This is a genomic window from Silicimonas algicola (assembly GCF_003148765.1).
Taxonomy (GTDB): domain Bacteria; phylum Pseudomonadota; class Alphaproteobacteria; order Rhodobacterales; family Rhodobacteraceae; genus Silicimonas; species Silicimonas algicola.
Map to the genome: position 1 here is coordinate 98,533 of NZ_QGGV01000005.1, position 19,023 is coordinate 117,555.

The 19,023-nt window shown below is 64.7% G+C and carries 26 protein-coding genes; 6 read left to right on the forward strand and 20 right to left on the reverse strand.

Annotation, left to right across the window (positions count from 1 at the left end):
* Position 1: 1 nt before the first annotated feature.
* Positions 2-805, reverse strand: a complete 804-nt coding sequence (locus C8D95_RS12220; RefSeq protein WP_241239730.1) for an HpcH/HpaI aldolase family protein — start codon at positions 803-805, stop codon at positions 2-4.
* 133 nt (positions 806-938) lie between these two features.
* Here C8D95_RS12220 and iolD point away from each other — a divergent pair, with 133 nt between their 5' ends.
* Positions 939-2,795 carry a 3D-(3,5/4)-trihydroxycyclohexane-1,2-dione acylhydrolase (decyclizing) gene (gene iolD, locus C8D95_RS12225; protein ID WP_241239729.1) on the forward strand — a complete coding sequence of 619 codons (1,857 nt, stop codon included), beginning with the start codon at positions 939-941 and terminating at the stop codon, positions 2,793-2,795.
* 4 nt (positions 2,796-2,799) lie between these two features.
* Positions 2,800-3,699 carry a myo-inosose-2 dehydratase gene (gene iolE / locus C8D95_RS12230; RefSeq protein WP_109759478.1) on the forward strand — a complete coding sequence of 300 codons (900 nt, stop codon included), beginning with the start codon at positions 2,800-2,802 and terminating at the stop codon, positions 3,697-3,699.
* On the opposite strand, the gene C8D95_RS22045 is transcribed toward iolE, so the two are convergent.
* The 9 genes from C8D95_RS22045 to C8D95_RS12270 form a co-directional block, all read right to left on the reverse strand.
* Positions 3,696-3,872, reverse strand: a complete 177-nt coding sequence (locus C8D95_RS22045; protein WP_170121482.1) for a hypothetical protein — start codon at positions 3,870-3,872, stop codon at positions 3,696-3,698. The genes iolE and C8D95_RS22045 overlap by 4 nt on opposite strands.
* Before the next feature lie 101 nt (positions 3,873-3,973).
* On the reverse strand, positions 3,974-4,765 hold the full coding sequence (locus tag C8D95_RS12235) for a creatininase family protein (protein WP_109759479.1): 792 nt from the start codon (positions 4,763-4,765) through the stop codon (positions 3,974-3,976).
* Between the two features lie 26 nt (positions 4,766-4,791).
* Complete coding sequence (locus C8D95_RS12240) at positions 4,792-5,385, reverse strand: NAD(P)H-dependent oxidoreductase (protein ID WP_109759480.1); 594 nt, start codon at positions 5,383-5,385, stop codon at positions 4,792-4,794.
* Positions 5,382-5,972 (reverse strand): NAD(P)H-dependent oxidoreductase, encoded by a 591-nt coding sequence (locus C8D95_RS12245; protein WP_206508363.1) that lies wholly within the window; start codon positions 5,970-5,972, stop codon positions 5,382-5,384. The genes C8D95_RS12240 and C8D95_RS12245 overlap by 4 nt, the downstream gene beginning before the upstream one ends.
* The gene (locus C8D95_RS12250; protein ID WP_109759481.1) at positions 5,969-7,369 is read right to left on the reverse strand and encodes an FAD-binding oxidoreductase; all 1,401 of its coding nucleotides are present in this window, start codon (positions 7,367-7,369) and stop codon (positions 5,969-5,971) included. Before C8D95_RS12250 ends, C8D95_RS12245 begins: the two co-directional genes overlap by 4 nt.
* Positions 7,366-8,634: a cytosine deaminase gene (locus C8D95_RS12255; RefSeq protein WP_109759482.1), complete on the reverse strand. Its 1,269-nt coding sequence runs from the start codon at positions 8,632-8,634 to the stop codon at positions 7,366-7,368. The genes C8D95_RS12250 and C8D95_RS12255 overlap by 4 nt, the downstream gene beginning before the upstream one ends.
* Complete coding sequence (locus C8D95_RS12260; RefSeq protein WP_420902643.1) at positions 8,631-9,497, reverse strand: ABC transporter permease; 867 nt, start codon at positions 9,495-9,497, stop codon at positions 8,631-8,633. Before C8D95_RS12260 ends, C8D95_RS12255 begins: the two co-directional genes overlap by 4 nt.
* On the reverse strand, positions 9,487-10,299 hold the full coding sequence (locus tag C8D95_RS12265) for an ABC transporter ATP-binding protein (protein WP_420902642.1): 813 nt from the start codon (positions 10,297-10,299) through the stop codon (positions 9,487-9,489). Before C8D95_RS12265 ends, C8D95_RS12260 begins: the two co-directional genes overlap by 11 nt.
* Positions 10,296-11,312, reverse strand: a complete 1,017-nt coding sequence (locus C8D95_RS12270) for an ABC transporter substrate-binding protein (protein ID WP_109759485.1) — start codon at positions 11,310-11,312, stop codon at positions 10,296-10,298. Before C8D95_RS12270 ends, C8D95_RS12265 begins: the two co-directional genes overlap by 4 nt.
* A 197-nt stretch (positions 11,313-11,509) precedes the next feature.
* On the opposite strand from C8D95_RS12270, the gene C8D95_RS12275 reads away from it, so the two are divergent.
* Positions 11,510-11,917, forward strand: a complete 408-nt coding sequence (locus C8D95_RS12275) for a RidA family protein (protein ID WP_109759486.1) — start codon at positions 11,510-11,512, stop codon at positions 11,915-11,917.
* Positions 11,918-12,004: 87 nt separating this feature from the next.
* Positions 12,005-12,634, forward strand: coding sequence for a ParA family partition ATPase (gene parA / locus C8D95_RS12280; RefSeq protein ID WP_109759682.1), 630 nt, complete (start codon positions 12,005-12,007; stop codon positions 12,632-12,634).
* On the opposite strand, the gene C8D95_RS12285 is transcribed toward parA, so the two are convergent.
* The 5 genes from C8D95_RS12285 to C8D95_RS12305 all read right to left on the reverse strand — a co-directional run bounded on the left by C8D95_RS12285 (position 12,631) and on the right by C8D95_RS12305 (position 15,863).
* On the reverse strand, positions 12,631-13,200 hold the full coding sequence (locus tag C8D95_RS12285) for a hypothetical protein (protein ID WP_109759487.1): 570 nt from the start codon (positions 13,198-13,200) through the stop codon (positions 12,631-12,633). The two genes, parA and C8D95_RS12285, sit on opposite strands and share 4 nt — an antisense overlap.
* A 110-nt stretch (positions 13,201-13,310) precedes the next feature.
* Positions 13,311-13,937, reverse strand: a complete 627-nt coding sequence (locus C8D95_RS12290; protein WP_109759488.1) for a glutathione S-transferase family protein — start codon at positions 13,935-13,937, stop codon at positions 13,311-13,313.
* Positions 13,934-14,860 carry a DMT family transporter gene (locus C8D95_RS12295; protein ID WP_241239728.1) on the reverse strand — a complete coding sequence of 309 codons (927 nt, stop codon included), beginning with the start codon at positions 14,858-14,860 and terminating at the stop codon, positions 13,934-13,936. The genes C8D95_RS12290 and C8D95_RS12295 overlap by 4 nt, the downstream gene beginning before the upstream one ends.
* 32 nt (positions 14,861-14,892) lie before the next feature.
* Positions 14,893-15,492 (reverse strand): LysE/ArgO family amino acid transporter, encoded by a 600-nt coding sequence (locus C8D95_RS12300; protein WP_241239727.1) that lies wholly within the window; start codon positions 15,490-15,492, stop codon positions 14,893-14,895.
* A complete protein-coding gene (locus C8D95_RS12305) occupies positions 15,489-15,863 on the reverse strand; it encodes a hypothetical protein (RefSeq protein WP_109759489.1) in 375 nt (124 codons plus the stop codon). The genes C8D95_RS12300 and C8D95_RS12305 overlap by 4 nt, the downstream gene beginning before the upstream one ends.
* Positions 15,864-15,970: 107 nt before the next feature.
* Between C8D95_RS12305 and trxC the strand changes: the two genes are divergently transcribed.
* Complete coding sequence (gene trxC, locus C8D95_RS12310) at positions 15,971-16,393, forward strand: thioredoxin TrxC (RefSeq protein WP_109759490.1); 423 nt, start codon at positions 15,971-15,973, stop codon at positions 16,391-16,393.
* Here trxC and C8D95_RS12315 read toward each other — a convergent pair.
* Positions 16,387-16,668 carry a hypothetical protein gene (locus tag C8D95_RS12315; RefSeq protein ID WP_109759491.1) on the reverse strand — a complete coding sequence of 94 codons (282 nt, stop codon included), beginning with the start codon at positions 16,666-16,668 and terminating at the stop codon, positions 16,387-16,389. The genes trxC and C8D95_RS12315 overlap by 7 nt on opposite strands.
* Positions 16,668-16,823 (reverse strand): DUF3309 family protein, encoded by a 156-nt coding sequence (locus tag C8D95_RS12320; RefSeq protein WP_109759492.1) that lies wholly within the window; start codon positions 16,821-16,823, stop codon positions 16,668-16,670. Before C8D95_RS12320 ends, C8D95_RS12315 begins: the two co-directional genes overlap by 1 nt.
* Positions 16,824-16,967: 144 nt before the next feature.
* Here C8D95_RS12320 and C8D95_RS12325 point away from each other — a divergent pair, with 144 nt between their 5' ends.
* Positions 16,968-17,309 (forward strand): cupin domain-containing protein, encoded by a 342-nt coding sequence (locus C8D95_RS12325; protein ID WP_109759493.1) that lies wholly within the window; start codon positions 16,968-16,970, stop codon positions 17,307-17,309.
* Here C8D95_RS12325 and C8D95_RS12330 read toward each other — a convergent pair.
* From C8D95_RS12330 to C8D95_RS12340, 3 genes are all read right to left on the reverse strand, one after another.
* A complete protein-coding gene (locus C8D95_RS12330; RefSeq protein ID WP_109759494.1) occupies positions 17,296-18,015 on the reverse strand; it encodes a phosphatase PAP2 family protein in 720 nt (239 codons plus the stop codon). The two genes, C8D95_RS12325 and C8D95_RS12330, sit on opposite strands and share 14 nt — an antisense overlap.
* A gap of 73 nt (positions 18,016-18,088) precedes the next feature.
* Positions 18,089-18,295 carry a cold-shock protein gene (locus C8D95_RS12335; RefSeq protein ID WP_109759495.1) on the reverse strand — a complete coding sequence of 69 codons (207 nt, stop codon included), beginning with the start codon at positions 18,293-18,295 and terminating at the stop codon, positions 18,089-18,091.
* Positions 18,296-18,584: 289 nt separating this feature from the next.
* Positions 18,585-18,791, reverse strand: a complete 207-nt coding sequence (locus C8D95_RS12340; protein ID WP_109759496.1) for a cold-shock protein — start codon at positions 18,789-18,791, stop codon at positions 18,585-18,587.
* Between the last annotated feature and the right edge of the window lie 232 nt (positions 18,792-19,023).

A 19,023-nucleotide genomic window follows, 5' to 3' on the forward strand; every position in this document is an offset into this window, starting at 1 on the left:
GTCAGTATCCTTCGGTGGCCGTTCCGGCGCGTCCGGTGTCGGTGAGGGTGCGGAAGCGCGTCACGGTCGCGCCGGCGGCCTCGGCAAGGAACCGCGAATCGCCTCCGACCGTCACCATGTCATAGCCCCAGCCAAGCGCTTCGGCAGCGTATTCCGCGGACCCGCAATGGAGTGCGGCATGGATGCCGTTTGCGCGCGCGGCCTCGGCGATGCGCTGCTGGGCATCCATCACTTCGGGTTCGCGGCGGTCGAAGCCGGGTGCGAGGCGGCCGTTGCTGATCCCGATCGACAGGTCGGCGGGTCCGACGTAGAGACCGTCGAGACCGGGCGTGGCGGCGATCTCTTCGAGGTTATGCATCGCCTCGGCGGTTTCGATCATGGCGAAGGCGAGGACGGCCTCGTTCGCCGTGGTGCCATAGCCGGGATAGGCATAGGCCGCGCGGGTCGGACCATAGCTGCGCTGGCCAAGCGGCGGATAGCGCATGTAGGAGACGAATTCCTCGGCCTGCGCGCGGCTGTTGACCATCGGGCAGATGATGCCAAGCGCTCCCGCGTCGAGGAACTTCATCACCCAGGTCGGATCGCGCCACGGCACGCGGGCGAAAACCACGGGTCCACGGCCGCGCAGCGCCTGGAGCATCGGCAGGAGCGCCGAATAGTCGAGCGCGCCGTGCTGGCCGTCGATGGTCAGCGAGTCGAAACCCTGGGAGGCCATGATCTCGGCCGTGAACGGACTGCCGATCGACAGCCACCCGTTCAGCACCGACCGACCCGCAGCCCACACGTCGTTCAATGGGTTTTTCACCTCATCCTCCCTGAAACGTTTTGATATCTTTTGAGGCAAAGCGCCCGTCGTCGCCGCCAGCATCATTGCAGACATTCCGCGATGTCAATAAAGCCTCGACAGCCCGGAGGGCGTGGACAGGGAGGACACCATCATGTCGAAGACCGTTCGCCTGACGATGGCACAGGCCGTCGTCCGCTATCTCTGCAACCAGTTCACCGAAATCGACGGCGAGCGCGTACCGCTGTTCGCCGGCGTGTTCGCGATCTTTGGGCATGGGAATGTCACCTGTCTTTCCGAAGCGCTGGAAGCCGTGAAGGATACCCTTCCCACCTGGCGCGGACAGAACGAGCAGTCGATGGCGCTGGCTGCGATCGGGTTTGCCAAGGCGAAGCGTCGGCGGCAGCTCATGGTCGCCACTTCGTCGATCGGACCGGGCGCGCTGAACATGGTGACGGCGGCCGGTGTCGCCCATGCGAACCGTCTGCCCGTCCTTCTGATCGCGGGTGACACCTTCAACAATCGCCTGCCCGATCCGGTGCTGCAACAGGTCGAGCATTACGGCAATCCGACCACGACTGTGAACGACGCCTTCAAGGCCGTCGTCCGCTACTGGGACCGGATCACCCATCCTGCCCAAATCATCAACTCGCTGCCTCAAGCCATCGCGACGATGCTGGACCCTGCAGATTGCGGTCCCGCCTTCATCGCGCTGCCCCAGGACACGCAGGAGCTGGCCTTCGATTACCCCGAGGTCTTTTTCGAGGAGCGCCTGTGGTCGATCCCGCGTCCGCGCGCGGACCGCGACCGCATCGTCGAGGCGGCGCAGATGCTGAAGTCGGCGAAGAAACCGCTGATCATCTCGGGCGGCGGCGTTCGCTATTCGGGTGCCGAGGAAGCGGTCGCCGCCTTCGCCGCCAAGCGCGGGATCCCCGTGGTCGAGACCGTGGCCGGAAAGGGCGGGCTGACGCATTACCACCCGGTCCATGCCGGGCCGGTCGGTATCCTCGGCTCGACCTCTGCAAACACCCTGGCGGAAGAGGCCGACGTGATCGTGGCCATCGGCACGCGTCTTCAGGACTTCACCACGGGATCGTGGACGGCTTTCGCAAAGGATGCGCAATTCGTGTCGATCAACGTTGCACGGTGGGACGCGATGAAGCACCGCTCGCTGGCCGTTGTCGGCGATGCGCGGGAGACGGTGAACGAACTCGATGCCGCCTTGGGCGACTGGAAGATGGACGCGTCCTACATGACGCGGGCGAAGGGCCTCTTCGCCGAGTGGGACAAGCTTCTCGACGATCACCAGACGCCGACGAATGCGCCGGTGCCGACCTATGCGCAGGTCGTTGGGCTGGTGAACGCATCCGCGGGCGACGACGACCACCTGATCGTTGCGGCTGGCGGGTTGCCGGGCGAGGTGCAGAAGGGCTGGCGGGTGAAGAACCCCAACACTTATGACCTCGAATTCGGGTTCTCGTGCATGGGCTACGAGATTGCCGCCGGCTGGGGCAACGCGATGGCCAACGCCGGCCGGTCGACGCCCTACGTGATGCTGGGTGACGGCACCTACATGATGATGAATTCGGACATCTATTCGTCGGTCCTGTCGGGGCACAAGATGATCGTCGTCGTCTGCGACAACGGAGGCTTCGCGGTCATCAGCCGACTGCAGGTGGCGAAGGGCACGCCGGGGTTCAACAACCTGCTGAAGGACTGCAATGTCGAGACCCCCGACGACGTCCCGCACGTCGACTGGGTGGCGCATGCCCGTTCGATGGGGGCCGAGGCGCGCCATTGCGACAGCCTCGCCGATCTCGAGGCGGCACTGGCCTGGGCCAAGACGACGGACCGCACCACGGTCATCTCGATTGCGACGGACGCCTATGCCTGGGTGCCGGGCGACGCCGACTGGGACGTGGGCGTACCCGAGGTTTCGGACCGGTCCGACGTCAGGGAAGCCCGCGCCCATCAAGAAGACATCCGCAAGAAACAGCGCGTTGGAGTGTGACGCCATGAAAGCAAGACTCGGCATGTCCCCGATCGCATGGTGGAACGACGACCTTCCCCAGCTTTCGGACGATGTCAGCCTCGAGGAATGCCTGCGTCAATCGCGTAGCGCCGGGTTCACCGGGATGGAACTGGGTCGCCGGTTCCCCTCCAGCCCGGACGAAATGCTTCCGATCCTGCGGGCCGCCGACGTGACGCTCTGCGGCGGCTGGTTCTCGGGGACGCTGACCATCGAGGGGCTTGAGGAGAACAAGGACCGCATCCTGCCGATGATCGAGCTCTTCAGCGCGGTCGATGCGCCTTGCATCGTCTACGGCGAAGTCGGGCGGTCGATCCAGGGCGATCAATCGATCCCGCTGGATCGTAAGCCCGTCCTGTCCGACCTCGAGATGGCGGACTATGCGCGCAGGGTGACGGCCTTCGGCGAATGGTGTGCAGAGCAAGGCATGCCGCTGGCCTATCACCATCACATGGGCGCCGTGGTGCAGTTCGAACCCGAGCTTGACGCCTTCATGCGCAATTCGGGTGAGGGGATCTCGCTGCTCCTCGACGCGGGCCACCTGGCCTTCGCGGGTGGCGATCCGCTGCGCGCCGTCGACAGTCACCATGCACGGATCACCCACGTCCATACGAAGGACATCCGGCGGTCGGTGACGGAAAGCCTCGACCGCTCGAAGGAAAGTTTCCTCGATGCTGTCATCAAGGGCGCCTTCACGGTCCCCGGAGATGGCTCTCTGGACTTCCAGGCCATCGTTCAAAGGCTGGCGGATTACGGTTATGAAGGCTGGTTCGTCGTCGAAGCCGAACAGGATCCCAAGAAAGCGCCGCCGCTGAAGATGGCGCAGATCGGCCATGCCGAACTGATGCGGGTCATGACGGCGGCGGGTTACGAGGTGGTCGCTTAGCGGCTACCTTCGGGGCGCGTCCCGTTTACGAGGGTCAGCGCCGCCATCGTCAGCGCGCCGAGAAGGGCATAGGCCGCGAAGGCTTCCGAGCTGTCGAGGCCGCCGAACGCTGACAGGTACAGCGACCCCAGAAGGGCGGTCGGATATGTCAGGATCATTGCACCGATAGCCATATCACCCCCCGGGTCTTTCACCCTCCTGAAGCAACTGTTGCTTCTCCGCTACATGTCAGTGGGAAATGGCGCGAATGTCAAGAAAGTGTTGTCAAAGCCTATCAACTGTCCGGTGAGGACGGCACGATCTCGCCGATCGGGCGGTCCCGAACCTGCCGCAGCAGCTCGATGAAGCCCCGAACCTGGTGACGACACGTGGCTGTTCCCTTTTCGGCCGTCGCAAGATGTGCCTCGCCCACCACTCCCTCGGGGTTCAGGTCCGATGCGATCCATCCATAGGACAACGGGCCTATCGGAGAGATCGCAGCCGATTCTGCCGTCGACGGGAAGTCCCGCGCCTTTTCCATGTCTACGGTGTCGGGCCGGAAGTGCAGCATGAGCGACGTTTCGCGGTCGCCGCCGTGAATGCCGAATGCGACCTCACGGGGCGAATAGAGGCCAGCGGGCGCGCCGAAACCGCCCCACTGGCATTTCACCGCCAGCATCCCGGCCCGCACCCGCAGTTCGCGCGACAGGATCGAAACGAGATCGAGGTTCCCGCCGTGCGAGTTGACGACGACGATCTTCCGCACGCCGGTGCGGGCGACGGAGAGCCCGATCTCGGTCCAGGCGCGCAGCGCTGTTTCGGCGGTCAGTGTCAGCGTGCCGGGTGCATGGACATGCTCATTCGATTTGCCCACGGCCTGCACCGGCAGGATTCGGATATCGAGGTCGTCGGGGCATTCTCGGCGCAACTCGTCCAGCATCCCCTCGGCGATCATGGTGTCCGTCCCTGTCGGCAGGTGGGGTCCGTGCTGCTCGATGGCGGCGGTCGGGAGAATGGCGATGACGCGCTCGGGGTCGAGGTCCGCGAACTCGGAGGCGCGATAGGCGGACCAGTCCAGCCGTCTCATGGGCGAGATCTCCTTGGGTGGGGCGGTCATCTGAGAAGATGCTCGAGCTTGCGCCTGACGCGGTCAAGGTGCGCGGCACGGCTGTCATCGGTTGAACTGTCCATCAGGTAATGCGCCGCAAAGGCGATGCGGCGGCGGCGTGCGCAGAGAAAGCCGATGCCGCGCGTCAGCGTGCGCTTGCCGGGCGAGCCGACCAGAAGGGTCAGCCACCGCGACGCCCCGCAGGTCGTGAAGACGCCAAGCCGCTGGATGTGGGTAAGGTTCGGGCGGATCGTCTCTCCCTCGGCCTGTGGCATGAGGAAAGCGACGCCCGGAAGAAGGACGCGGTCGAGCCAGCCTTTCAGAACGGCCGGAAGACCATACCACCATGTCGGATAGACGAAGATCAGCGTATCGCACCACTTGATCGCCTCGACCTCTGCGGCGACGGCCGAGGTGTCGCCGGAGAGATAGGCGCCATGCTCTTCCGTCGAAAGCGCTGGAGAAAAGCCGATGGCATAGAGGTCGGACACCCTGACTTCGGCGCCATGACGGTCCAGCACCGCCAGCACCTCGTCACGGACCGCGGCGGTGAAGCTGTTCTCGCGCGGATGGCAGTAGACGAGGAGAACGCGTCTCACAGCGTCTCCATCTCGCGCCGGACACGGTCCAGATGCGCCGAAAGGGCAGCGGGCGTGTTGCGGTTCATGTCGTAGAGGGCGACGTATTTCATCCGCTCGGGCCGCGTGACGTGCCAGACGGAGCGCGTGAAGTGCCTGCGCGGCGGATCCCCGGCCAGGAAGGCGCGCATCCGGGTCCCGCCATAGGTCGTGACGGCCGCGAGCTTCTTTACATGTGTGAGGTTCGGCAGGACGCGTCCGTCCTCCAGCCGGAACGAGACGCCGGGCAGAAACACGCGGTCGAAAAAGCCTTTCAGGATGGCCGGGTAACCGAAGTTCCAGACCGGGAACGAGAAGACAAGAGCCTCGGCCGCGCGGAGGCGGTCGACATAGTTGCGCACGGGTTCAATGTTCTGAGGCACGTCGTGGTACCCGCGGCGCTCCTCGGCCGTCAGAACGGGCGAGAAGCCTTCGGCGTAGAGATCGCAGTCGTCCACGTCCCAGCCTCGGGCTCCAAGGCTTTCGACGACCGTGCGGTGCAGCGCGCCGCCGAAGCTTTCCTCGCAGGGGTGGGCGTAGACGACGAGGGCCCTCAGCCGATCCGTCATTCCGCCGCCTGAAGTTTCGGATAGGCGTACATCCGGTCGTAGGACCAGTCGGGATCATCCCATGCGATCATCTTGCCCGGGTTGAGCAGGCCCTTCGGATCGGCCTCGCGCTTGAAGCGCAGCTGGCGATCGTCGACGGTCTGGCGACCGCCCTCCTCGAGCGTATAGCGGTGCGGGTTGAAGATCATGGCTCCGGCGTCCTCGTGCATCCGCACGATCTCGTCGAGGCGCTCCTCCGTCGTGAACTTCACGAGTGAAAGCCCCGCGAAGATGACGCGGCCGCCTTCGCGAAGGACTTCGAGGTGTTGCAGGACCTCGGGGCTGAGCGCGGTCTGCATCTTTTCGATCAGAGCCTTGTGCTCCGGAAAGCCGTAGCGGACCTGGAGGTAGGTGATCGAGGGATCGACCTTCAGCGCACGCAGCGTGGTGTGGTTCCAGCCGTATTCGAAGACGGGGCCGGGGCTCCGGGGCCAGTCGTCTTCGTCGTTGCGGTAGATGAGACGCGCTTCTGAACGTCGCCCGAGGAAGGTGAGAAATCCCTCCATCGAATGCGGCGCGATCATCAGGCCGACGAGGTTGGTATCGGGTTCGACATGAGGAGCGACGCGCTGGAAGTAATCCTTGGCGATGGGGGCTTCGAAGACGGTGCCGAGCTTCATCAGGATGCCGTCCTGATTGGCGAGGTCTTCGGCGAAGCGGACGGCGTCCATGAAGTCGTCGCAGGCGACGAACATCTCGACCCAGTCGTAGGCGGGCGCGAGGGGCATCTCGATCTCGGTGATGATTCCGTTGGTGCCGTAGGCGTGGCTGACGCGGGGCAGTTCCTCGCCCCGGAAATCGAGGACGCGCGGCTCGGCCTCCATGGTCACGACACGGAGGCGGATGATGTTGCCGAGGTCGCGCAAGGATCCCCAGGTGCAGGAGCCGACCCCGCCAGAGCCGCCCGCGATGAAGCCGCCGATAGTGGCCGTGGCCCAGGTCGATGAAAACATGCGCAGTTCCTGGCCCGAATGCGCCTTCGTCGCGGTGTCGAGGTCCTTCAGCAGGATTCCGGGTTCGCAGATGACGCGGCCAGGGCCGATCTCCTTCACCCCCGTCATGTGGCGCAGGTGCATGACGCAGCCGCCGGCCAGCGGCATGGCTTGGCCATAGTTGCCGGTGCCGGCGCCGCGCGTGGTCACGGGGACATCGTGGGCGTAGCACGTCCTCAGAACCTCTATCACCTCGGCCTCGGAGCGGGGCGAGACGACGAAGTCGGCCATGACGTGGTCGAGGCGAGCCTTCAGGACAGGGGAATACCAGAAGAAGTCGCGGCTTTTCGCTCGGATAGCCGCCTCGGACGTGTCGAGGTCGAGGTGGGGCAGAGCAGCCTTGGCGGCGGCGACGTTCGGCTTCATTGGTCTGGGTCCATCAGGTGATCGAGCTCGGCATAGTCCGGCAGGGTGGTGTCGATCGGAACACCGCGGCGCACAATAATGCGGTCGGATTGAGGCCTGGCGAAAAGCTCGGTCCAGTTGCGGGCGCGGAAGATGATGAAGTCCGCCGTCGCGCCTTCGGCCAGCGAGGGCGGCGCGAAACCGCAGGCTTCAGCCGGGTTGCGAAGGAAGGCGTCGGGCCAGTTCATCTCGCTGTGGTCAAGATGCGCGATCCGTGTGGCCTGCCGCATCACCTCGAGCATGTCGAGGTCGCCGTAAGCATAGAACGGGTCGCGGGTGTTGTCCGAGGCGAAGCTGACGTTGATGCCGCGAGCGAACATCTCGTGGACGAGGGTGACGCCGCGCCTCCGAGGCGTGCGATCCGCCTGCCGGTCCTGCAGGTAGAGGTTGCACATCGGCAGGCTGACGACGTTCAACCCGGCCTTCGCGACGACGTCGAGCGTGTCGAGCGCACGCGCCTCGTCCTGAGCCGACAGGGAACAGCAGTGGCCAACGGTCACCGCTCGCGTCCAACCGATCTCGAGAACGAGATCCGCGATGGTGCGCAAGGTCTCGGACGACGCATCGAGGGTTTCGTCGACGTGAAAGTCGACTTCGAGGTCGCGCTCGCCCGCCAAGGTGAAGAAGTCGATCAGGCGGTCCCGAAGATCCGGCACATCGTAGGTTACCATGCCCAGAACACCGCCCGCCGCGGCGACGATGTCTGCGGTGTCCGCGTAGTCGCGACCGATGTCGTCCAGGGAATCGCAGCCGATCAGGCTCGACCCCTGGAGCACGATCCGGTCAGCCCACTTGGAACGCATCTCGACGAAGACGGGCCAGGAGATTTCATCCTGGGGCGCCAGGCTGTCGATGTGGGTCCGGATCGCCCGTGTGCCGTGGGCCCAGGCGCATTTCAGGGAGAACTCCATCCGGGCTGCCACGTCCTCGGGGCTCCAGTTGGCCTGACGGTCGGCGGCGACAGTGGAGAGAGCACCCGGGAAGGTGCCGTCCGGATTGCCGGCACGGGGCCAGATGTGGCCTTTGTCCAGATGGGTGTGCATGTCGACGAAGCAGGGCAGGATCATCGCCCGGTCCATCTCGATATCGACGCCGCCCCGGTCCGCGATGCGGCCCTGATGGATCGTGATGTCAGTCGTCGCAAGCTCGTCCGATAGGCCGATCAGGCTTCCGGGCACGGAGACATTGCGCAGCCGCACGGGGCCGTCGGTTCGCCAGCTCCTCATGCGTCGCGCTTGAGGGCACTTTCGTGCCACTTCCTCAGAAGCATCCAGGTCACCCAGGACAAGACGAGGTAGATCGCCACGCCTGTCACGACGATCAGTGTGAGCGCCGCGAACATGCGGGGCGTGTTCAGCCGGTAACTCGACTCGAGGATGCGGAAGGCAAGGCCCGACCCGATGCCGCCGGAGCCCGCGACGAACTCGGCCACAACCGCCCCGATCAGGCTGAGGCCGCCCGCGATGCGCAGGCCCCCGAGGAAATAGGGCAGGGCGGCAGGAAGCTGGAGGTAGCGCAGTCTTTGCCAGCGAGAGGCGCCGTAGACGCTGAAGAGGTCGCGCAGGTTATGGTCGGCAGAGTTCAGTCCCAGCGTCGTGTTCGACAGGATCGGAAAGAAGGCGACGATCCAGGCGCAGATGAGAAGGCCCGCGATCTTAGAATCAACGTAGATGAAGATGAGCGGCGCAATGGCGACGATCGGCGTCACCTGAAGCACCACCGCATAGGGAAAGAAGCTCATCTCGATCCACTTCGACTGGGTGAAGAGGATCGCGAGGCCGCCGCCGAAGACGACGGCGAGGAGAAGTGCGAGGCCGGTGACAGTCAGGGTCACGAGCCAGCTTCCTGCAAGAATGCCGAAGTCCTGCCACAGGGTGGAAGCGACGAGGCCAGGTCCGGGCAGGATGTAGTGCGGAATCTCCTTGGCCGTCACAAGCCAGTGCCATCCCGCGATGACGAGGACGAAGACGAGGATGGGGAGCGCCCATCTTCCGGTGCGCGAGAGGCGTTCGGCGCGCAGGCGCTGCGCTTCCTCACGGTCGAGGACGGGCGCGGAATCGGCCATCGGAACGGCGGGATCAATGGACACCAACGTCGCCTCCCATGGCTTCGTGCAGCGCGTCGGACGCAGCCCGGCACTGCGCGGCGTATTCGGCCGAGGTGCGGAACGCCTCGGTGCGCGGATAGGGGGCCTCGACGGCCAGCTCGCGGATCACTCGTCCGGGTCGGGCGGCCATGATGACGATGCGGTTCGACAAGAAGACGCTTTCGAATACCGAGTGGGTGACGAATACCACGGTGCAGTCCATCGAGTCCTTCAACTGCAGCAGGTCGTCGTTCAGCTTGAAACGCGTGATCTCGTCGAGCGCCGCGAAGGGCTCGTCCATCAGCATCAGCTTCGGGCGCGTGACGAGGGCGCGCGCGATCGAGACGCGCATCTTCATTCCGCCCGAAAGCTCGCGCGGATAGGCGCCTTCGAAAGCCGCCAGTCCGACACGGGCCAGCATGTCCCGCGCGCGGTCCCGCGCTTCGTCCGTCAAGGATCCGGCGATGCGGAAGGGAAGAAGGACGTTATCGATGACCGTGGCCCAAGGCATCAGCGTCGGCTCCTGGAACACGACCGAGAGGTCGCCATCGGCCATCGGCGTTCCCCACCGGATCGCGCCGCGCGTGGGCTGGCTGAGACCGGCGATCAGGCGGAGCGCGGTGGACTTACCACAGCCTGACGGGCCGAGGAGGGACAGGAAGTCGCCCTCCTGCACGTCCAGCGTCATGTTGCGCAGCGCCACGACGTCGGCGCCGAATATCTTGTCGACGTTCTGCATCGCCAGAAGCGTGCGCGACGTCCCGTCCGCAGTGGCGGACGGGACCGTATGAGTGGCCGTTCTCACTTGCTGGCGAGTTGTTTCTGAAGTTCGAGGGAGGCACCGGTGTTGGCGAAGTCGAGCGTGTAGGACTGCGACACGTCGATCCCGGCCTCAAGAACGCCCGCATCGACCATCTTGTCATAGAAGCTCTGGATCGTCTCGGCCGTCATCGCGCCGATGCCCGCCGTCTCGGCATCGCCGGACAGGACGATGCCGTATTCCTTCATCTTCTCGATCGAGAAGGCGATCTGCTCGTCCGACATCTCGGGGTTGGCTTCCTGGATCAGCGCGTTCGCCGCCGAGGGGTCGCCGTAGAGATAATTCGTCCAGCCGATGGCGGATCCTTCGACGAAGCACTTTACCGCATCGGGCTTGGTGTCGATCGTCTCCTGCATCGTCTCGACCGTGGTGGCGTAGGTGTTGAAGCCCGCGTCGGACAGTAGCCAGATGTCTGGCGCGAAGCCGCCTTCCTTCTCGATCGCGAAGGGCTCGGAGGTGATGTAGCCCTGTTGCGCCGAGTTCTCGTCCGCGATGAAGGGGGCGGGGTTGAAAGTGTAGGGCACGCGCTTTCCGGCGTCGAAACCGTAGTCGGCCATCATCCACTGGTAGAAGCTCTGGAAGCCGTTGTCGCCGATGATCATCGTTTCGAGGTCCTTGAGACCCTCGAAGTCCGTGACCTTACCCGGATGGGTCAGGAGGACCTGCGGCTCTTTCTGGAAGTGCGCCGCCACGACCTTGAGCGGAATGCCCTCCTTCACCGCCGAAAAGGCCTGAAGAAGGTTGCCGCCCATGGAAAAGTCGATCTTGCCGGCCAGCATCAGAGCACGGTTGTTCACCTGCGGACCGCCGGGCACGATGGTGACCTTGAGGCCGCAGGCCTCGTAGGTGCCATCCGCGACGGCCTGGTAATAGCCGCCGTGCTCGGCCTGAGCGACCCAGTTGGTGCCGAAGTTGACTTCCATCACATGGCTCTCGGCCAGTGCGGCGCCGGCCGACACGACAAGCGCGCAGGCCGAAACAGTGATCTTGCAGAACATTGGTGATCCCCCGGACAGGTGTTTTTGCGGTCCCGGCTTATCTCTCGCCGGATCGACGTTCCATTCAGCCCGACATGCAGCACATGGCCGGCGCGGGCGACTGCTCATTTGATAGTCACTCCATCGCGATTCGCACAGGGAGGAGGCGAGCGCGAGGCCGGTTGCATCGGCACGGGTGATCCGTCAGCCTGCCCCGCATGACCGAAAATCGGATCGCAGCCCTGACACCCGAGGGAATCGCCCCGCCGTTCGCACGCTATGCGCAGGGCGTCGCAGTGCCCGCCGGACTGCGCTTCGTCTACACATCCGGCCAGCTGGGTCTGGCAGAGGACGGATCGGTGCCGGAGGGAGCGGCGGCTCAGGCGGCGATCTGCTTCGGCAACGTCGACCGCATCCTTGCCGCAGGCGGAGCGACGCGTGCGGACGTCGTGCGCATCAACGCCTATGTCACGGATCGCGCTCACATGCCGGGCTACATGACCGCCCGCGACGCGTGGTTGAAAGATATCGAGCGTCTGCCGGCCTCCACGCTCGTCATCGTTTCTGGATTCACCAGGGTCGAATTCCTGGTGGAAGTCGAGGTCGTGGCTGCCGTCGCGCCTTGAATGAACGGCCGGAGGGCGCCTATGCGCCCGCAGTTGTGTGGCGTCGCGGCATGGGCTATGCTGCAATGCAGCAAGAAGGGGTCTGTCGTGGCTGGAAAGATCATTACCGTCGCTCAGCAGAAGGGCGGTGCGGGCAAGACCACCCTCGCCGCGAACCTCGCCGTGTCGCTATCGCGCATGGGGCACAAGGTGGCACTTCTGGATACCGACCCGCAAGGCTCACTCGGCCGCTGGTTTCTCGCACGGCGTGAGGGGGGCGATCCGGGTCTGTCCTTCTCGACTGCGAGCGCCTGGGGTGTCAGCTACGAGTGCGACAAGCTGAGGGGCGAGGTCGATTTCGTAATCGTGGATACGCCGCCGAAGATCGACAGCGATCTGAAGCCCGCCATCCGGGAAAGCGATCTTGTCATCGTTCCCGTCTCGGCCAGCCAGGTCGATGTCTGGGCGACCGAGGGCGTCCTGGACCTTGCGACGCGCGAGAAGGCGGAGGTCATGGTGGTTCTGAACCGCGCCAAGGCCGGTACGAAGGTCGCCGACGCGGTAGACGCGGCGCTGACCGACCTGGGCGTCACCCGGGCGGACACCATGATCGGTCACCGCGTCGCCTATCCCGAGACGCTTGGCATCGGGAAAGGCGTGCTGGAGCGCCCGAAAGGTGCCTGGACCGCCGAGATGGACGCCCTTACGGCGGAAGTTCTGTCGCGGCTCGGCGTCTAGAGCTTTCCGAACCGCCGCACGACCGGCTTTGCCGGCTCGGCGTCTTCTTCGGCGACGTTTTCCGGCGCCAGCGCGAAGGAGACGCCGCGGAACAGGAGCGAGTTGGGCTCGGTCATCGCGATGACCTCGGACGTCCACTTGGGCGAGAAGGTCAGGTCGAAAGCCCTCGGCATCCAGTGGACGAAATTGTGCATCACAAGGATCATCGCGGCGATGCCAAAGGCCTGCGCCGCCTTGTGAACCGCGCCCCCGTAGCGGAGCACCGTGAAGAGCATGAAGGAACAACCCGCGGCGAGAGCGCCGTCCATCAGCATCGCGATGTCCGCGTCGTCGCCGGCCAGCGAACCGCCAAGAAGTTGGAAGCGCACGTAGCGCGACAGGACGACGGCGAGCATGCCGACGAGCGCCGCACCGATGAGCGACAGCGGATACATGAAGTTTTCCGACCAGTGCGGGATGACCTGGACCTGCGCCCTCGCGGCCGCGGCGGGCGCGTGCTTTTCGGCCAGGCGTTCGATGCGGTTCTGGAACTTGCCGTCGGGCGACGCGGTCTGGGGGCTGCTCATCGAACGAAACTCCTGCTGGATCGGCGGGAGTTTCGTTGTCGAAAGGGGCGAAATCGGGGCGAAAAGGCTGAGTTTCCCTGACATTCGCCCCGCGCCACCCCCGATTGCGATCAAGGCAGGGGGATGTCGGCCACTTTCTTCGGCTGGTCGTAGCCCCGCTGGACTGCGGGCCGTTCGGCGATCCGGAGATACCAGTCCCGTACGCGCGGGAAGTCGTTGAGGTCTATCTCCTGCCACTCGAACCGGCTGATCCACGGCCAAGTGGCTATGTCTGCTATGGAATAGTCGCCCGCGATGAAGTCGCGACCCTGAAGCCGCTTGTCGAGGACGCCGTAGAGCCGACGCGCCTCTTTCGAGAAGCGTTCCTCGGCATACTGGGCCTTTCCAGCGTTGTACTTCACGAAGTGGTGGACCTGCCCCAGCATCGGACCGACGCCGCCCATCTGCCACATCAGCCATTCGATGACCTCCCACTTTCCGTCGCCTTTCGGCATCAGCTTGCCTTCGCGTTCGGCCAGCCACAGCAGGATCGCGCCCGACTCCATCAGGTGAAAGCCTGTCTCGCGCTCGAGGATGGCGGGAATCTTGTTGTTTGGCGAAATCTTCAGGAAGTCGGGAGCGAACTGTTCGTCCTGCCCGATGTTCACGGCGTGGGCCTCGTAGGGCAGGCCGAGCTCTTCGAGTGCGATCGAGACCTTGCGGCCGTTCGGGGTGGTCCAGGTGTAGAGGTCGATCATTTGAGATCCTTTCCGTTGGCGATGGCGCGCGACAGCATGGCCTCGCGGATGGCGATGAAGGTCGTGGCCGCGATGATGACGGTCCCGCCGAGGATGACCCAGGCGTCGGCCTCCTCGCTGAAGACGAAGACGCCCAGAAGGACCGACCAGATGAGTTGGAGGAAGGTCACGGGCTGTGTCACCGAAACGGGCGCGGCGGCGAAGGCGCGGGTCATGGAATAGTGTCCGGCGGTCGCGAGACAGGCGACGCCCATGATCCATGCGGCCTCGGACAGTGTCGGCGTGCGCCAGACGGCGAAAGCGAAGGGAGCGAGGCAGACCGTGACGACGATGGACAACATGGCGACGATGCTGGTCGCAGGCAATTCACCCGAGAACCGCTTTGCGATCAGGTAGCTGAACGCGAAGAGCATTGCGGCGAATATCATTGCGTAATGACCGTCGTCCAACGCTCTCAGACCCGGACGCAGGATCAGAAGCGCGCCGAGAAACGCCAGGAGGATGGCCAAGATCCTGCGGGCCGCCAGCTTCTCGCCGAGGACGAATGCAGCGGCGAGGGTGACGTACACCGGCGTCATGTAATTCATCGCCGTCACCTCGGCGATGGTGATGCGGGTCATGGCGAAGAACCACAGCATCACCGCGAAGGAATGGGCGAAGCCCCGAATGCCGAGGATGCGCAATTGCTGCCGCGTGAGGGGTGCGCCCCTGATTTCGCGCCAGGCCGGCAACAGCCAGACGAGGCCGAAGACATAGCGCAGGAATGCGCTTTCGGGGGCAGGCAAGTCTTTCGCGCCGTGTTTCACGCCCGCCGTCACTCCCACGAAGAGCAATCCGGTCAGGACCATCCAGCCGATCCCGGCTAGCGGCCGGTCGACGGGAACGCGGATCACGGGAGGCGGGGCGAAGGGCGCGTCGGGCATTGGCATCTCTATGCGACGTCGGATGCGGAGGCTCAACCCGCGACGAGGGCGAGGGCGATGCTCCACATCACGACGGCGACGCCCATGTCGAGCACACGCCAGGCCGCGGGCCGTGCAAAGACGGGCGCCAGCAGCGTCGCGCCGTAGCCGAGGGCGACGAAGAAGACCGTGGACGCCGCAAGAGCGCCCGCGCCGAAGGCCCAGCGGTCGTCGCCGTACTGCGCCGCGATGGCACCGAGGAGAACGACCGTGTCGAGGTAGACGTGCGGGTTGAGCCAGGTCAGCGCAAGGCACGTCAGCACCGCGGAACGTGCCGTCTGCTGCGGTCCTTCGCCTGCCACGAGGGATTGGGTTTCGGTCAGAGCACGGCGTGCGCTGAGGGCGCCGTAGACGATCAGGAAGGCGGCACCGCCCCATTTCGCCAGAGGCTCGATCCAGGGCGTCGCTTCCATCAGCGCGCCGAAGCCGGCGACGCCGGACGCGATCAGGATCGCTTCCGACAGGATGCAGATCAGGACGACCAGTTCTACGTGTCGCCTCGTCACGCCCTGTCGAAGCACGAAGGCGTTCTGTGCGCCGATGGCCATGATCAGCGAGAGGCTGACGGCGAAACCCGAGGCGAAAGTGGTCACCGACGCAGTGGCGTCAGGATCACGGCGATCAGCGCCGAGGAGGCGACCGCGACCCCGATCCAGCCGAGGTACCACGCCTGACCGGCGAGGCGGTTCTCGGCGAAGGAGGCCGCAAATGCGAGGCGGCCCTGGTGTGCGGTTGCTGCGGACAGGGCAAGAAGACTGGACACGATACACAGCCGCACCGGCCAGCTCCTGCGTCGGATCAGAAGCGCGAAGACGACCCCCGTCGGGGCACCGATCCATGCAATCGACGTGGACCAGAACGGGTGCGCTCCATAGGCCCGCGAAACACCCCAATGAGCGGCGACGATCACGATCAGGACAGAGATCACGTAAGGAGCGACGCGGACAGGCAACATGGGCGGCATCAATGCCGCTTCCGGATCACGGATCAAGGTCGATGTTACATTCGGGATATTGAATGATTGACATCGTCATCCCAACTGAACCGGGCGTGCCTTGGAGGGAGAGCGAAATGAACGTGAAGCTGGCGTGTCTGACCTGCGGTCAGGGAAATCGAGTGCCCGCGGAAAAGCTAGGCGATGCGCCGAAATGCGGAACCTGCGGCGCGGGATTGATGCCTTCGTCGCCGGTCGAGATCGGGTTCGATGTCCTGGAAAAGGCGCGCACCATGGACGAGGTGCCGCTGGTGGTTGATTTCTGGGCGGGATGGTGCGGGCCCTGCCGCATGATGGCCCCTGAATTCTCAAAAGCCGCGAAGGAGATGTCAGGTCGCGCGCGCTTTGCGAAGCTGGACACCGAGGCACACTCTCAGGCGAGCGCGCGGTTCGGCATCCGTGGCATCCCGCTATTGATCCGGTTCAGGAACGGGCGCGAGGAGGCACGTCTGGCGGGCGCCGTGCAGGCGTCCGCCATAGTGTCGTGGATGGGTCAGTAGACGGCTTCGAAGCGGACGATCTGGCCCGACCGGTCGACCTCGCAATAGGCGCGTTCAGTGCCTGCCGCGGCTCCGACGTAGATGCCGGTGGTGTCCTTGTTCGACACACGACCCATCGCATTCACTTCAACACCGGCGAGTGGCGCACTGATGCTGGCAGCGAAGCGCTCGAGGCAGGCCGAGCGCATCTGCGACTGAGTGGCTGCGTTCATTTCGGCGCCGCAGGCGGCAAGCGCCAACGGGCCCATCAGGGTTAGGGCTACGGTGCGTCGCATCAGATGGCTCCCATGAGCAGAAGGATGATGATGATGAGAAGGATGAGGCCGAGACCGCCGGACGGGCCGTAGCCCCAATTTGCCGAATGTCCCCAACGCGGTAGTGCACCGATCAGCAGTAGGATCAGTAGCACGATCAGGATGGTGTATAGCATGGGGTTTCCCCAAAGTTGCTCCGGGCGGCCAACGTCCGCCGATGCAATCGGTTCCCCCTTGCCAAAAAGGGACCGGATGCAGTTGCTCCTCGACGACAGTGGCGTCGACTCCTACTTTTGCCGCGCCCAGTCGTCGGAGTCGCAATGACCCATCTTCTGACCATGAGCCTCGAGGGGATCGTCCCGGAGGAGGGCGCACCCGCGCCTGACCGGGTCCTGTCGGGCGATCCAAAGTTCCGAACCTGGAACCTCGAGAAGCGTGACGGGCTTTATGCCGGGGTTTGGGAGGCGACGCCGGGGAAGTGGCGGATCCTCTATGACGAGTGGGAATACTGCCGGATCCTCGAGGGCCGGTCGGTCATCACCTCCACGGACGGCATCTCTGTCGACGTGGGGCCGGGCGACGGTTTCATTCTGCGCCCGGGCTTCGAGGGAACGTGGGAGGTGATCGAGACCACGCGAAAGGAGTACGTCATCCGCCTTTGACCTCGGGTGTCCCTGCTTCGTGCTCGATCGTCCCGTGCCGGTCGAGCCAGCCTGCGGCCAGGGCGCAAAGGAGGGCCCAGAAGGCACCCGCCGCCCATCCGCCCAGCACGTCCGAGGGCCAATGGACGCCGAGGTATACCCGCGAGATGCCGACCGCGACGGTCAGGATCACGGCGAGCGCAAAATAGAAGAGCTTCATCCGGACGCTGGCCTCGGCGCGAGACAGCATGACGGCGAGCGTGAGGTAGGTCGTGGCCGCCATCATCGAGTGCCCTGAGGGGAACGCATGGGAATAGACCTCCATCCCATGCGGCACGAGATCGGGACGAGGGCGCGAGAAGCCCGACTTCGCCACCACGCCCAGGATGCGTCCGCCTATGACGGCGACCAGCAGGAAGATCGCGTCGCGCCACCGGCGGCGCAGCAGGAACGCCGTGACGACGCAGGCCGTGACAAGCGTGAGAACCGTGGCGCCGCCAAGCGCGGTGATGTCGCGCATCATCTCTTCGACCCATTGCGGGCCAAGGGGATCGTCGGGGTTGCCTACGGTGCGGAGAGAGAGGAGGAGCGTTTCGTCGAAGGCGGAAAGATCGCCCTCGACCATCTCGGCGGCCAGAGCGGCAAAGGCCCAGAGCGCGCCGGTCGTGAGGATCAGCAGGACAAGGGTGGAAATGTCGATGCGGTGCAGGAAGCGCGGCAGGTGCATGTCCCGAACCTAGGCGGATCGGGGCCGTCTGCCAGAGGAAAAGGGCGGGTGGGACCACCCGCCCGGAGGCGTCTCAGCGAAGCTTGAGGTTGCCCGCGCTTTCGCGGCCGTCACGGCCGGACTGAAGCTCGTACTCGACCTTCTGGTTGTCGGCGAGGCCGGTGAGGCCCGAACGCTCGACGGCAGAGATGTGGACGAAGATGTCCTTGCCGCCCGAATCGGGGGCAATGAAGCCGAAGCCCTTGGTGGTATTGAACCATTTCACGGTGCCGGTGGCCATTCCGTGGTCTCCTGAGTGTCGCCGCTCGCGGTATGCAGCGGCCTGGCCAGAGCGTCTGGGATCGAGACTGAGGCCGGTTAGGGAGACAGTGGGTCGAGCAGAAGTTAGCGCGGATGATCTAGAGCAACCGACGGCAAAAATCAAGACGGACGCGAAAATGCCCGTCGGCATCGCGTCTGCAACGTGTCGGCAAAACGTATGGCACCCGTCGGCCCGGACCCGGGCCCCGGAAAGAAAAAGGGCGCGCGATGAACCCGCGCGCCCCCTAATCAGAACTGCCGAGCGAGGCTCAGGCGAGCTGCAGGTTCACCGCGGACTCACGGCCGTCACGGCCGGATTCCACATCGTAGGTCACCTTCTGGTTGTCGGCGAGGCTGGTCATGCCCGACCGCTCAAGCGACGAGATGTGGACGAAAACGTCCTTGCCACCGGTTTCCGGTGCGATGAAGCCGAAGCCTTTTTGGGTGTTGAACCACTTCACTGTGCCCTTGGCCATGTGAAAGTCTCCTTCAAAGTGCGCTGCCCGCAGGGTGCGGCAGCCTGGCTTGGTCGGTCTGGATCGAAAGACTGACAGCCGTGAGGAAGACAGTGGTCGATAAAGAATAACGTAGCAGGATCGATATGGGGGATGGGGGCGGGTTTTGCAAGGGAAATTTGTCCGCGTGCCGGGAGGCGGCGGAGGCTCGCCGGGCCGGCGCACCCCGGCGTCCGGTCAGAAGACGTCGAGC